The organism is Micromonospora sp. CNZ285, from assembly GCF_004637285.1.
Window position 1 is genome coordinate 812,523 of record NZ_SPQD01000001.1, and the last position, 13,043, is coordinate 825,565.

Annotated in this window: 12 protein-coding genes and 1 tRNA gene; 10 read left to right on the forward strand and 3 right to left on the reverse strand. The window is 71.5% G+C overall.

The annotated features are described in order from the left end of the window. The first annotated feature begins 30 nt into the window (after positions 1 to 30). On the forward strand, positions 31 to 636 hold the full coding sequence (locus tag CLT75_RS03750; RefSeq protein WP_135239487.1) for an NUDIX domain-containing protein: 606 nt from the start codon (positions 31 to 33) through the stop codon (positions 634 to 636). A gap of 67 nt (positions 637 to 703) precedes the next feature. On the opposite strand, the gene CLT75_RS03755 is transcribed toward CLT75_RS03750, so the two are convergent. Further along, positions 704 to 955, reverse strand: coding sequence for a TM2 domain-containing protein (locus CLT75_RS03755; RefSeq protein WP_018788825.1), 252 nt, complete (start codon positions 953 to 955; stop codon positions 704 to 706). A 289-nt stretch (positions 956 to 1,244) separates the two neighbouring features. On the opposite strand from CLT75_RS03755, the gene ald reads away from it, so the two are divergent. The 9 genes from ald (at position 1,245) to CLT75_RS03800 (ending at position 9,723) form a co-directional block, all read left to right on the forward strand. After that, positions 1,245 to 2,360, forward strand: coding sequence for an alanine dehydrogenase (ald, locus tag CLT75_RS03760; protein WP_030274367.1), 1,116 nt, complete (start codon positions 1,245 to 1,247; stop codon positions 2,358 to 2,360). An 11-nt stretch (positions 2,361 to 2,371) separates the two neighbouring features. Continuing rightward, the gene (locus CLT75_RS03765; protein ID WP_135239489.1) at positions 2,372 to 3,343 is read left to right on the forward strand and encodes a site-specific tyrosine recombinase XerD; all 972 of its coding nucleotides are present in this window, start codon (positions 2,372 to 2,374) and stop codon (positions 3,341 to 3,343) included. Between the two features lie 194 nt (positions 3,344 to 3,537). Beyond that, a complete protein-coding gene (locus CLT75_RS03770; protein WP_013285595.1) occupies positions 3,538 to 4,461 on the forward strand; it encodes a ParA family protein in 924 nt (307 codons plus the stop codon). Positions 4,462 to 4,502: 41 nt separating this feature from the next. Beyond that, positions 4,503 to 5,591, forward strand: a complete 1,089-nt coding sequence (locus CLT75_RS03775) for a segregation and condensation protein A (protein WP_135239490.1) — start codon at positions 4,503 to 4,505, stop codon at positions 5,589 to 5,591. Between the two features lie 4 nt (positions 5,592 to 5,595). After that, positions 5,596 to 6,495, forward strand: coding sequence for an SMC-Scp complex subunit ScpB (gene scpB, locus CLT75_RS03780; RefSeq protein WP_135239491.1), 900 nt, complete (start codon positions 5,596 to 5,598; stop codon positions 6,493 to 6,495). After that, positions 6,482 to 7,252, forward strand: a complete 771-nt coding sequence (locus CLT75_RS03785) for a pseudouridine synthase (protein WP_135239492.1) — start codon at positions 6,482 to 6,484, stop codon at positions 7,250 to 7,252. The genes scpB and CLT75_RS03785 overlap by 14 nt, the downstream gene beginning before the upstream one ends. Positions 7,253 to 7,424: 172 nt before the next feature. Beyond that, complete coding sequence (gene cmk, locus CLT75_RS03790) at positions 7,425 to 8,105, forward strand: (d)CMP kinase (protein ID WP_135239493.1); 681 nt, start codon at positions 7,425 to 7,427, stop codon at positions 8,103 to 8,105. After that, positions 8,102 to 9,511 (forward strand): ribosome biogenesis GTPase Der, encoded by a 1,410-nt coding sequence (gene der, locus CLT75_RS03795; RefSeq protein ID WP_135239494.1) that lies wholly within the window; start codon positions 8,102 to 8,104, stop codon positions 9,509 to 9,511. Before cmk ends, der begins: the two co-directional genes overlap by 4 nt. 138 nt (positions 9,512 to 9,649) lie before the next feature. After that, a tRNA-Pro gene (locus tag CLT75_RS03800) sits at positions 9,650 to 9,723 on the forward strand. 85 nt (positions 9,724 to 9,808) lie between these two features. Here the strand turns inward: CLT75_RS03800 and CLT75_RS03805 are convergent. Continuing rightward, a complete protein-coding gene (locus tag CLT75_RS03805) occupies positions 9,809 to 11,029 on the reverse strand; it encodes a site-specific integrase (RefSeq protein WP_135239495.1) in 1,221 nt (406 codons plus the stop codon). Between the two features lie 304 nt (positions 11,030 to 11,333). Beyond that, positions 11,334 to 12,989, reverse strand: a complete 1,656-nt coding sequence (abc-f, locus tag CLT75_RS03815) for a ribosomal protection-like ABC-F family protein (protein ID WP_135239496.1) — start codon at positions 12,987 to 12,989, stop codon at positions 11,334 to 11,336. Between the last annotated feature and the right edge of the window lie 54 nt (positions 12,990 to 13,043).

A 13,043-nucleotide genomic window follows, 5' to 3' on the forward strand; every position in this document is an offset into this window, starting at 1 on the left:
CCGGTCCGCGCGGGCGTGCGGGGTGGCGGCGTGAGCGGCGTCGAGCACCGGTACGAGGTGACCGGCCGCCGCCAGATCTGGTCCGGCCGGATCTTCTCCGTGGTCAGTGACGACGTCACCATGCCCGGTGGCGGCAGCGCGACCCGTGACTACGTGCGGCACGTCGGCGCGGTAGCCGTGGTGGCGCTCGACGACGCCGGTCAGGTGGTGCTGATCCGCCAGTACCGGCACCCGGTCGGCCGGCACCTGTGGGAGCTGCCCGCCGGGCTGATGGACGTCGGCGGCGAGGACCTGGCCGCCGCCGCGCTGCGGGAACTGGCCGAGGAGGCGGACCTGACCGCCGGGCGCGTCGACGTGCTCGTCGACCTGCACAGCTCGCCCGGTTTCGCCGACGAGGTGGTGCGGGTGTTCCTGGCCCGCGACCTGGCCGACGTGCCGGCCGAGCAGCGGCACGACCGGCACGACGAGGAGGCCGACCTCCAGGTGGTCCGCGTGGACCTGGACGAGGCGGTGCGGATGGTGCTGGCCGGCGAGATCACCAACGCGTCCTGTGTGGCCGGTCTGCTCGCCGCCGCCCGCGCCCGCGACACCGGCTTCACCGAGCTGCGCCGCCCGGAGGCGCCGCTGCCGCGCTGATCCGGCACGGACGACGAAGGGGCCGCGCGGTGCGACGCACCGCGCGGCCCCTTCCGTGTGTGGGCGCTCAGTCGCGCAGCGGCCGGCCCTGCCCGTCGACGCCACCGTTGACCAGGATCAGGATGCCGTCGATGGTGCCCCAGAGCGCGCCGAAGCCACAGGTCACGACGCTCACCACGAGCTGGAGGACGCCGGTCTTGGTGTCGCCCATGTAGAACCGCCCGGCACCGAAGAAGCCGAGCACGATGCCGAGTACACCCGCGACGACCTTGCTCTTGTCCGAGACGCCCTGCGGGTACTGCTGATAAGGAGTGGTCATGAGCGGACACAATAGTGATCGGTTGACGTCTTGTCGGCCTCGCGGCTCAGCCGATGGGAAGATGTCATCGAACTTTGTCCTCTCGGCGGATGGCGTCTCCACCGGGCAGTCCGAGGCAATGCCTGACACACCGTCAGGACCAGCGGGCACCGGATGTCACAGTGTCGCCGTCCGTGGGCTTCCCACGGGCCTAGACTGCCGCCGGCGGGACAGGAGGACCGCGCCGGCAACGGAGCCGGCGCGGCCGCGCAGTCGGGGGTGAGCCGCCCCGGAGGAAGGTGTCTGCATCGTGAAGGTCGGAATCCCCCGCGAGGTCAAGAACCACGAGTACCGGGTGGCGATCACGCCCGCCGGCGTCAACGAGTTCACCCGCCACGGCCACGAGGTCTTCGTGGAGGCAGGCGCGGGAGTCGGTTCCAGCATCACCGACGACGAGTTCGCCGCCGCCGGCGCGAAGATCCTGGCCACCGCCGACGAGGTGTGGGACACCGCCGATCTGGTGCTGAAGGTCAAGGAGCCGATCGCCGAGGAGTACCACCGGATGCGCGAGGGGCAGGTGCTGTTCACCTACCTGCACCTGGCCGCGTCCCGCGAGTGCACCGACGCGCTCGTCGACCGGAAGGTCACCGGCATCGCGTACGAGACGGTCGAGCTGCCCGACCGCTCGCTGCCGCTGCTGGCCCCGATGTCCGAGGTGGCCGGCCGCCTCGCCCCGCAGGTGGGGGCCTTCTACATGATGCGTACCGGCGGCGGGCGGGGCGTGCTGCCCGGCGGCGTCTCCGGTGTGTACGCGGCCAAGACCGTGGTCATCGGCGCGGGCGTGTCCGGCCTCAACGCCGCCGCCATCGCGCTCGGCCTGCAGTCCGAGGTGCTGCTGCTGGACAAGAACGTGGCCCGGCTGCGCTCCGCCGACGCCATCTACCGGGGCCACCTGCAGACCGTCGCCTCCAACGCGTACGAGATCGAGCGGGCCGTGCTCGACGCGGACCTGGTCATCGGCGCGGTGCTGGTGCCCGGCGCGAAGGCCCCGAAGCTCATCTCCAACGAGCTGGTCTCCCGGATGAAGCCGGGCAGCGTGCTCGTCGACATCGCCATCGACCAGGGCGGCTGCTTCGAGGACTCGCGTCCGACCACGCACGCCGACCCGGTCTACAAGGTCCACGACTCGATCTTCTACTGCGTGGCGAACATGCCGGGCGCGGTGCCGAACACCAGCACCTACGCGCTGACGAACGTCACCCTGCCGTACGCGCTCGAACTGGCGAACCAGGGCTGGCAGCAGGCGCTGCGCAACGACCCGGCGCTGGCCCTTGGTCTGAACACCCACGCCGGCAAGGTCGTCTACGGCCCGGTCGCCGAGGCGCACGGCATGGATGTGCTGCCGCTGGACGAGGTGCTGAGCTGACCGACGCCGCCGTGCGCGCGGCCGGCGCGGAACCCGCGCCGGCCCTGCGCCGTGCGGTCCGGACCTATCTGGACCACCTCACCGTCGAACGCGGGCTGTCCGCGAACACGCTCGCCTCGTACCGCCGGGACCTGGACCGCTACCTCGCGACGCTGGCCGCCGCCGGGGTGGACGACCTGGCCGCCGCCGGGCCCGCGCAGGTCGAGGCCCACCTGGCCCGGCTGCGCGCCGGCGACGACGACCACCCGCCGCTCGCCGTCTCCTCCGCCGCCCGCGCGGCCAGCGCGGTCCGCGGCCTGCACCGCTTCGCGCTGCGCGAGGGACTCGCCGGCGCCGACCCCAGCCGCGACGTCCGCCCGCCCGCGCCGCCGCGCCGGCTGCCCCGCGCGCTGCCCGTCGACGCGGTCCTGCGGCTGCTGGAGGCCGCCGACATGCCCGGCGCCACCGGTGACGCCGCCGCCCGTGCGCTGCGCGACCGGGCGCTGCTGGAATTCCTGTACGGCACCGGCGCGCGCATCTCCGAGGCGGTCGGCGCCGCCGTCGACGACCTCGACCTGGACGCCGGCGCCGTGCTGCTGCGCGGCAAGGGCGGCCGGACCCGGCTGGTCCCGGTCGGCGGGTACGCGGCCGACGCGCTGCGCGCCTGGCTGGTCCGGGGCCGCCCGGCGCTGCTCGCCGCCGGGCGCGGCACCCACGCGGTGTTCGTCAACGCGCGCGGCGGCCCGCTCACCCGGCAGGGCGCCTGGGCGGTGCTGCGTACCGCCGCCGCACGCGCCGGCCTGCCGGTCGACGGACCCGACGCGGTCTCGCCGCACACGCTGCGCCACTCGTACGCCACCCACCTGCTCGACGGCGGCGCGGACGTGCGCGTGGTGCAGGAGCTACTCGGCCACGCCTCGGTGACCACCACCCAGGTCTACACGCTGGTGACGGTGGAGCGGCTGCGCGAGGTGTACGCGACAGCGCATCCGCGCGCCCGCTGAGCGCCGACGTGGCGAGCCCCGGCTGACGGGCGGCCGACACGCCGACCCGCTACCGAACGCGCTGCTGGCCGGTGGCGTACAGTCGGCATCGGCGCGGGCCTCCAGGTGCGACGGACCGGGGGTGCGCAGCGGCGCCGCGAGGGACGTCGGACGGCTCCGACGCCGGGTGGTCGTCGGGAGGGGGCAACGAGGACATGGCAGGAAACGGTGACCGTGCCGAGACCTGGACGTCGGAGCTCCGTGAGCAGCAGGCGACGCTCGGTGCCGATCTCGGCCCCGCCGACCCGGCCGCCTACACCATGCGCAAGCCGATCCCCGAACCCATGCCGACCGACCGGCACGGCCCGGCGCGGATCATCGCGATGGCCAACCAGAAGGGTGGCGTCGGCAAGACCACGACGACCATCAACCTGGGCGCGGCCCTGGCCGAGTACGGCCGCAAGGTGCTGCTCGTCGACTTCGACCCGCAGGGCGCCCTCTCCGTCGGGCTGGGCGTCAACCCGCACAACCTGGACCTGTCGGTCTACAACCTGCTGATGCAGGACGACGTCACCGCCGAGGACGTCCTCATCAAGACCGACGTGGCCGGCCTGCACCTGCTGCCCGCCAACATCGACCTCTCCGCCGCCGAGATCCAGCTGGTGAACGAGGTCGCCCGCGAGATGGCCCTGGCGCGGGTGCTGCGGACCATCCGCAAGGAGTACGACTTCATCCTGATCGACTGCCAGCCCTCGCTGGGCCTGCTGGCGATCAACGCGCTCACCGTCGCGCACGGCGTGCTCATCCCGCTGGAGTGCGAGTTCTTCAGCCTGCGCGGTGTCGCGCTGCTGCTGGACACCATCGACAAGGTGCGCGAGCGGCTCAACTTCGACCTGGAACTCGAAGGCATCCTCGCCACCATGTACGACAGCCGCACCACCCACTGCCGCCAGGTGCTCCAGCGGGTGGTCGAGGCGTTCGGCGACAAGGTCTACCAGACCGTCATCACCAAGACGGTGAAGTTCCCCGAGTCCACGGTGGCCGGTGCGCCGATCACCACCCTCGACCCGGCCTCCTCCGGCGCGCGCAACTACCGGCAGCTCGCCCGGGAGGTCATCGCCGCCCAGGCGGACCGGTAGGGCGCACGCCGGCCGCCCGCCGCGTCGTCTACGGTTTCCCGGTGACCGCACCGCCCCTCGACCCGCCGCACGGCCCCGGCGACCCCGCCGTCGCCGCGGAGCTGGCCGCCGAGGTCGCCGGTGTGGTGCCCGCCGACCCGGGCACCGGCGAACAGGCGAGTGGCTTCACGGTCCGGCTGGACAACTTCACCGGCCCGTTCGACCTGCTGCTCCAGCTGATCAGCAAGCACAAGCTGGACGTCACCGAGGTCGCGCTGCACAAGGTCACCGACGAGTTCATCGCGTACCTGCGCGCCATGGGCGACCAGTGGGACCTGGACGAGACGAGCGAGTTCCTGCTCGTCGCCGCCACGCTGCTCGACCTGAAGGCGGCCCGGCTGCTGCCCTCGGCCGAGGTCGAGGACGAGGAGGACCTGGCGCTGCTGGAGGCGCGGGACCTGCTGTTCGCCCGGCTGCTGCAGTACAAGGCGTACAAGGAGGCCGCCGCGCACATCGCCGAGCTGGAGGCGGTCGGCGGCCGGCGCTACCCGCGGGCGGTCACCCTCGAACCGCGGTACGCAGAGGCGCTGCCCGACCTGGTGCTCGGCATCGGCCCGGAGCGGCTGCGCACGCTCGCGGTCAGGGCGATGAGCCCGAAGCCGGTGCCCGAGGTGTCCATCGCGCACGTGCACATGGTCCGGGTCAGCGTCCGGGAACACGCCGGCATCATCGCCGACCGGCTGCGCCGCGCCGGGATCGCCACGTTCTCGCTGCTCTGCGCCGACTGCGAGATGACGCTCGAGGTGGTGGCCCGGTTCCTGGCGCTGCTGGAGCTGTACCGGCAGGGTCTCGTCGCGTTCGTGCAGGAGCAGGCGCTGGAGGAACTGACCGTCCGCTGGACCGGCCCGGCCGACGGCGACGCGGAGCTGACAGTCGACGAGTACGCCGGCAGCCCCGAGCCCACGACCACGTCCGTCCCCGCCGCGCCGGCCGACGATTCGGCTGCTCCGCCCGACGACGCCGACGCGGTGGCCGGCGATGCCGCCGAATCCGCTGCCGCCACCGTGCCGGGCGGCGTCGCCGCGGCTGCCGCATCCGACGCCGCCGTGCCCACCGAGGCGGCGGACGAACCCGCACCGACGCAGGAGTGAACGGATGAGCGACCAGGAACGCCGCGACTCCCTGGCCGACCAGGCCGCCGCCTGGGTGCCCCCGTGGGAGCGCCCCGTCCCGCCCAAGCCCGCTTCGGACGACTCCGACGCACCGGCCGAGCACCCGGACCCCGACATCCCGGACACCGCGTCGGAGTCCTCCGCAGATGTCCCGCCCAGCCCGGATCTTGGTACGGGGGCGCCCTCTGAGGGGCGGGACCGTACCAAGATCTCGGGGGAGGTCGGGGTCGGGGACGACGCGGGGCAGGGGGTGGGTGGGGGAGCGGGTGCTGAGGGCGTACCCCCGAAGCGGGGACGGCGGCGGGCCGCGCCGGAACCGGTGCCCGCGCCGGTCCTGGACGACGCGGAGCTGCGCGGCGCCCTGGAGGCGATCCTGCTCGTGGTGGACCAGCCGGTCAGCGAGCTGGTCCTGGCCGAGGTCCTCGAACAGGCCCCCGAGCGGGTCGGCGCGATGCTCGACGAGATCGCCGCCGGGTACACCGCCGCAGGGCACGGGTTCGACCTGCGCCGGGCGGCGGGTGGCTGGCGTCTCTACACCCGGCCGGAATACGCGACGTACGTGGAACGGTTCGTACTGGACGGGCAGTCCGTGCGGCTGACCCAGGCCGCGCTGGAGACCCTGGCCGTGGTCGCCTACCGGCAGCCGGTGACCCGTTCCCGCATCTCGGCCATCCGGGGTGTCAACTGCGACGGGGTGCTCCGTACCCTGGTGGGTCGCGGCCTGGTCGAGGAGTGCGGCACCGAAGCGGACAGCGGCGCCTACCTCTACCGGACCACCACCATGTTCCTGGAGAAGCTGGGGCTGAACTCGGTGGACGACCTGCCGCCGCTCGCCCCGTTCCTTCCCGACGACGTAGAAGAGCTTGCCGATGCGACGCGATGACCGTGCCCCGAAGCCCGACGCCCCCGTGTACGAGGGCGCCGAGCGCCTCCAGAAGGTGCTCGCCGCCGCGGGGGTGGGTTCCCGGCGCGCCTGCGAAGACCTGATCTTCCGGCGCCGGGTGACAGTGAACGGGCGGGTGGCGCAGCTCGGCGACAAGGCCGACCCGGCCCGCGACGTGATCGTCGTCGACGGGGAGCGGCTCCAGGCCGACGTCCGCCTGGTCTACGTGGCGATGAACAAGCCGCGCGGCGTCGTCACCACGATGGCTGACGAGAAGGGCCGCACCGAACTCGCCGACTTCATCGGCGCGCGGCTGGAGCAGCGGGTCTACCACGTCGGGCGACTGGACGCCGACAGCGAGGGCCTGCTCCTGCTCACCAACGACGGCACCCTCGCCCACAAGCTCATGCACCCGTCGTACGAGGTACTCAAGACCTACCTCGCCGAGGTGGCCGGGCCGATCCCGCGCAACCTGGGCAAGCGGCTGACCGCCGGCGTCGAGCTGGAGGACGGGCCGGTGAAGGTCGACGGGTTCAAGCTGGTCGACACGCTCGGTAAATCCGCCCAGGTGGAGCTGACCCTGCACGAGGGGCGCAAGCACATCGTCCGGCGCCTGATGGCCGAGGTGGGACACCCGGTGTCCCGTCTGATCCGTACCTCGATCGGTCCGATCAAGCTCGGCGACCTGCGCACCGGGCGGATGCGGCGGCTGACCAACGCGGAGGTTGCCGCCCTGTTCAAGGCGGTGGGTGACTGACCCCGACGATCGGGGTACGGCTCCCGGTAGGCTTCGACGCGGTCCGCGGGCCGGCACACGCCGGCCCGGCGGGACGCCCGCGCGGCGCGGGCAGAATTGACGACAGAACCATCCGCTCAACGGCGCCGGACACACCGCGCGACCTGCGAGGTACGGGCTGAGGAGGACAACGGTGGAGGAAAACGTACCGGCCGGGCGATGCGTGGTCGCTGTGGACGGGCCGTCCGGTTCGGGGAAGTCCACCGTGTCGCGACGACTGGCGACGGGCCTCGGCGCCCGCTACCTCGACACCGGCGCCATGTACCGGGCGCTGACCTGGGCGGTCCTGCGCTCCGGCGTGGAACTCACCGACGCCGAGTCGGTCGCGAAGGTCGCCGCCGAGGCCGACCTCCGCATCGGCACCGACCCCCAGGGGTACGCCGTGACAGTCGACGGCACCGACGTGTCCACCGCCATCCGCGGCGCCGAGGTGACCGGAGCCGTCTCCGCGGTGGCCGCCGTCGCCGCCGTACGCGAGCTGCTGGTGGACCGGCAGCGGCGGGTGATCGCCGACGCGGGCCGGATCGTGGTCGAAGGCCGGGACATCGGTACGGTGGTCGCGCCGGACGCGGACCTGAAGGTGTACCTGACCGCCTCCGAGGCGGCGCGCGCGAAGCGGCGCAGCGCCGAGGACGCCGCCGACGTCGCGGCGACCGCCGCCGACCTGGCCCGCCGGGACCGGCTCGACTCGACCCGCAAGGTCAACCCGCTCCAGCAGGCCCCCGACGCGGTGGTGCTGGACACCACCGAGCTGGGCATCGACGAGGTCGTGGCTCGCTTGCGCGAGATGCTCACGGAGCGGGGCGTGGCATGAGTGACAATGATTTCGGTGGCTGGGTGGAGCTGCGCGAGCCGGAGGCCGACTCCGGTGAGCCGACCGGCCCGCAGCCCGTGGTGGCAGTGGTCGGCCGTCCCAACGTCGGCAAGTCCACGCTGGTCAACCGCATCATCGGCCGCCGGCAGGCGGTCGTGGAGGACATCCCCGGCGTGACCCGGGACCGAGTGCCCTACGACGCGCAGTGGAACGGCCGGTCGTTCACCGTGGTGGACACCGGCGGCTGGGAGCCAGACGCCAAGGACCGGGCAGCGGCCATCGCCGCCCAGGCCGAGATCGCGGTGGGCACCGCCGACGTGGTGCTGTTCGTGGTGGACGCCATGGTCGGCGCCACCGACGTGGACGAGGCCGCGGTGAAGATGCTGCGCCGCAGCGCCAAGCCGGTCATCCTCATCGCGAACAAGGCCGACAACACCACCATCGAGATGGAAGCGACCGCGCTGTGGTCGCTCGGCCTCGGTGAGCCGTTCCCGGTCTCGGCGCTGCACGGCCGCGGCTCCGGCGACCTGCTCGACGCCATCCTGGACGCGCTACCAGAGGCGCCGAAGATCGTGGAGAACCGGCCGCGCGGCCCGCGCCGGGTCGCCCTGGTCGGCCGCCCCAACGTCGGCAAGTCCAGCCTGCTCAACCGCTTCTCCGGCGAGGAGCGGGCGGTCGTCGACTCGGTGGCCGGCACCACAGTCGACCCGGTCGACAGCCTGGTCGAGATCGGCGGCGAGACGTGGCAGCTGGTCGACACCGCCGGCCTGCGCAAGCGGGTCGGCAAGGCCAGCGGCACCGAGTACTACGCCAGCCTGCGCACCGCCTCGGCGATCGAGGCGGCCGAGGTCGCCGTGGTGCTGATCGACTCCAGCGAGGTGATCAGCGAGCAGGACCAGCGGATCCTCACCATGGTCGTCGAGTCCGGCCGGGCGCTGGTCATCGCGTTCAACAAGTGGGACCTGGTCGACGGCGACCGCCGCTACTACCTGGACAAGGAGATCGACCGGGAGCTGCGGCGCATCCCCTGGGCGATCCGGCTGAACCTGTCCGCGAAGACCGGCCGCGCCGTCGACAAGCTCGCGCCGGCGCTGCGCAAGGCGCTGGCGAGCTGGGAGACGCGCATTCCCACCGCGCAGCTCAACCAGTGGCTCACCGCGCTGGTCCAGGCCACCCCGCACCCGGTACGCGGCGGACGCGCGCCACGCATCCTGTTCGCCACCCAGGCCGGGGCGGCGCCGCCGCGGTTCGTGCTGTTCACCACCGGGCCGCTGGACGCCGGCTACCAGCGCTTCGTCGAGCGCAAGCTCCGCGAGGAGTTCGGCTACGAGGGCAGCCCGATCGAGATCTCGGTACGCCCGCGCAAGAAGCTCGGCCCCGGCGGCCGGGGCAAGGCCCACGGCTGACGGGCTCTTTGCTGCATGCCACCCTCCTAGGACGCTCTAGGGGGTGTGGCGCGCGGCGCGGGAGGGGCCTCTGCGCACGGTGCGAAGATCCTGCGCTAAGCTGTACCGGCTGCCGCGGGGGAGACCTGGCGGGGGCATCGGGACGTGGCGCAGCTTGGTAGCGCACTTGACTGGGGGTCAAGGGGTCGTCGGTTCGAATCCGGCCGTCCCGACAGCACGAAAAGAGGCCGTCGACCGGGATATTCTCCCTGGTCAACGGCCTCTAATTCGTACTGGAACAGTGGGGATTTGGCTGATCTAGACGGCGCGTAGCTGGGGACCACTTGGGGACCGGCGGGCCTTCAAGTGGGCGCTGAGCGCCGTTCCGGCGTCCGTGATCGACTGCCGGTCGGGGTGTAGGTAGCGCTGGGTCGTGGTCAGCGATCCGTGTCCGGCAATTTTCCGTAGGACGTGCACCGGTACGCCTGCGTCGGCCATCCAGGTAAGGCCGGTGTGCCGCAGGTCGTGTCGGCGTAGGTGTTCGTATCCGAGCTTGGTGACCACCTCATCCCAATGCGTCGCGTCACGGAGTACGGCGGTGCTGATCCGGCCACCGCGTGGCCCGGTGAACAGCCGGGAATCGGGCTTGCTCGCGGCCTCCAGGCGGTGAGCCACGATCGGCCGAACCTCTTCGATCAGCGGCACCGTGCGGGCGCGCTTTCCCTTGGTGCCCTTGTCGATGAGGCCACCGGGACCGGGCGTGGTTTGGCGGCGGACCGTCCACATCCACGTTTCCTGGTCGATGTCCTCGGCCCGCACGCCGGAAACCTCACCGATTCGCGCGGCCGTACACGCCGCGAATATCACCACCTCGGCCCACCCGGTGAAGTGATTCGCGGACCGGTTGACCAGCGCAGCGGCAAGAGCGGTCAGCGTTTCCCAATCGGGCAGTGCGAGCGAGCGAGGATCGTCCAACTCGTCTTCGGCCCGCTGATATTCGCGCTGCCACCCGGTGACCTGAGCGGGATTCCGTTGGATGATGCCGTCACGTACGGCCTGTTCCATCACCCGGACCAGCACGGCGAGGCTGTTCTTCACCGTGGATCGGCTGTACTCATCGGCGATCCAGGAGTGCACCGCACGATCCACCGCACCATTGGTAATCATCCGAACGGGAATGTGGCCGAGCGTCGGCACCACGCGCTTGCGCCACCCTGCCAGGTACGGATCAAGCGTCTTGCGTTCCAACCCGCGTAGGGCCAGCGTCATCACGCTCTCGCCGTACTCGGCGAGTCGCTTGGTAGCGGCGACCGGGTCGACGCCACCCTGTGCGGCGCTGGCCATGCCGTCGAGCCAGGCTTGCGCTTCTTCCGGCGTGGCGACCGTCATTGACTTGGATAGCCGGCGCTTGCTGGTCGGATCGGTCCACCGCACCCGCGCCCGGTACGGCCGGTCGCGGCCGGGCCGGTGTTCCACATCAGTGGCCAGGCGCCGGGTGAGTGGTGTAGAAGCTGGCCCTGTGCCTGCCGAGGTTTCCATCCAGGCAGGTCAAGCGGCATGTCCGTACTCATGGAGGATGCCACCGAGCCGGTTACGTCGGTGGATGTGCAAGGTGGGCGAGCGTCCGGGGCGATGATCGGTTCGGGCAGCGGAGCGAGTGGCCGGGCGTTGGCGCGGTCCGTCCCGGCGGCGACGGCAGAACTCGGCTCACCTATGCGGGATTACCCGCCGATATCAGCCATATCGTTCCGCACTGGAGCCGGCCCCGCAGGTTGATGACGTGCGGGTCGTTGCCCGGGTCAGCCAGGATGTGCTTGTGGACGACGAGCGGGCCCCGTCGTGGTCACACAGCGATGTGGGGCAGGGTCGCCCTGCCCGCCTTGAGCTCTAGGTGGGAGCCGGTGAAGGCAGCCCGCATGCGCCGGTCGTGGGTGACGATGACGAGCGAACCCTCGTAATCGGTCAGAGCATTCTGCAAGTCGTCCATCAGGTCTGGGGACAGGTGGTTGGTGGGTTCGTCCAGGAGCAGCAGATCGGCCGGTTCGCTGACCATGCGGGCGAGTTCGAGCCTGCGACGCAGTCCGGGAGAGAGAGCCTTGACCGGCGAGGCGAGATGGGTGGCGCGGAGCAGTCCCAGCGCGAGCAGCGCATCGGCGTGTTCGGCTGGATCTCCCGGTCGCCCTGCCGCGAACGCTTCCAGGACCGTGCCTGCGTTGTACACCATGCCGTTCTGCTGACGCAGGTGACCCACGCGGGGAGCCTGGCGGACTGTGCCGGTGCCGGGGGCGAGTTCGCCGGCCAAGACGCGCAGGAGCGTGGTCTTGCCCGCTCCGTTGGGTCCGGTCACCAGCAGGCGTGCTCCCGGTTGGATTCGCAGTGACTCGACGTACAGGCGCTCGCCGACACGCACGTCCGTCAGTTCCACGAGGGGGCCGGCGGTGCCGATGTCGGCAACGGTGACGTGGGCGGTGAACCGCAAAGGCGGCGGAGGCGGCGGAACTCGGTTCAGATGGAGCCGTTTCAGCCGTGCACGAGCGCCGCGGATCCTGCTCATCGCCCCGTGCGCCCGTGATCTGGCGCGAAACGCGCCCGCCCCGCTGAAGGCGGCCGGGGCCTTGCGCGGGATGGCGGCCAGCCGTTTCGCATGGGAATCAGCCAGCCCCTCCTGGCGGATCAACTCGGCGCGCCACTCCTGGTGCTCTCTCGCCCAGCGTGCCTTGGCCGCCGCCTTGGCCTCCAGGAATCCGGTGTAGCCGTTGCCGTAACGGTGAACAGTGGACAGATCGTGGTCTACCTCCACGATGGTGGAGGTGACCCGCTCCAGGAAAAGCCGGTCGTGAGTGACCGCGATCAAGGTACCCCGGTGATTTCGCAGGTGGCTCTCCAGCCAGGCGACGGCCTGGTCGTCAAGGTCATTGGTGGGTTCGTCGAGGAGCAGCACCTCGGGAGCCGCGGCCAGGGTCACGGCCAGCGCGAGCCGGGACCTCTGCCCGCCCGACAAGGTGCCCAGCAGGCGGTTGCGGTCCAGTCCGGGCAGGCCGAGTGCGTTCAGCATGATCTCGACCCGGGTGTCGGCCTGATATCCCTCGCGGGCTTCGAACCGGGCGACCAGTTCGCCGTAGAGGGCCAGCTCGGCGGGCGTGGCCTCACCCAGGCCGAACTCGGCCTGCCGTATCCGGCGCTCCAGGTCGCGCAGGTCCGCCAGCGCGAGATCGACGGCGTCGCCGACGAGGGCCGTTCCGGGCAGGTCCAGGGTCTGGGCCAGATAGCCGACGCCACCGGGCGCCGCGACGGTGACGGAGCCGTTGTCGGGTCGGCTTCGTCCGGCGAGCAGGCGCAGCAGAGTGGATTTTCCGGATCCGTTGTCGCCGATCACACCGACCTTTTCGCCGGGCTTGACCGTGAGCGAGACCTCGTTCAGCACGATCCTGTCGTCATACCGCTTGGTGACGCCGGACAGGGCGAGTTGAGTGTCGGATGAGGGATGACCGATGCGCATAAGCGTCCTCCTGATGTCGGCGCGGTCGAGTGGACTGTCGCTGCCGGAGCTGGC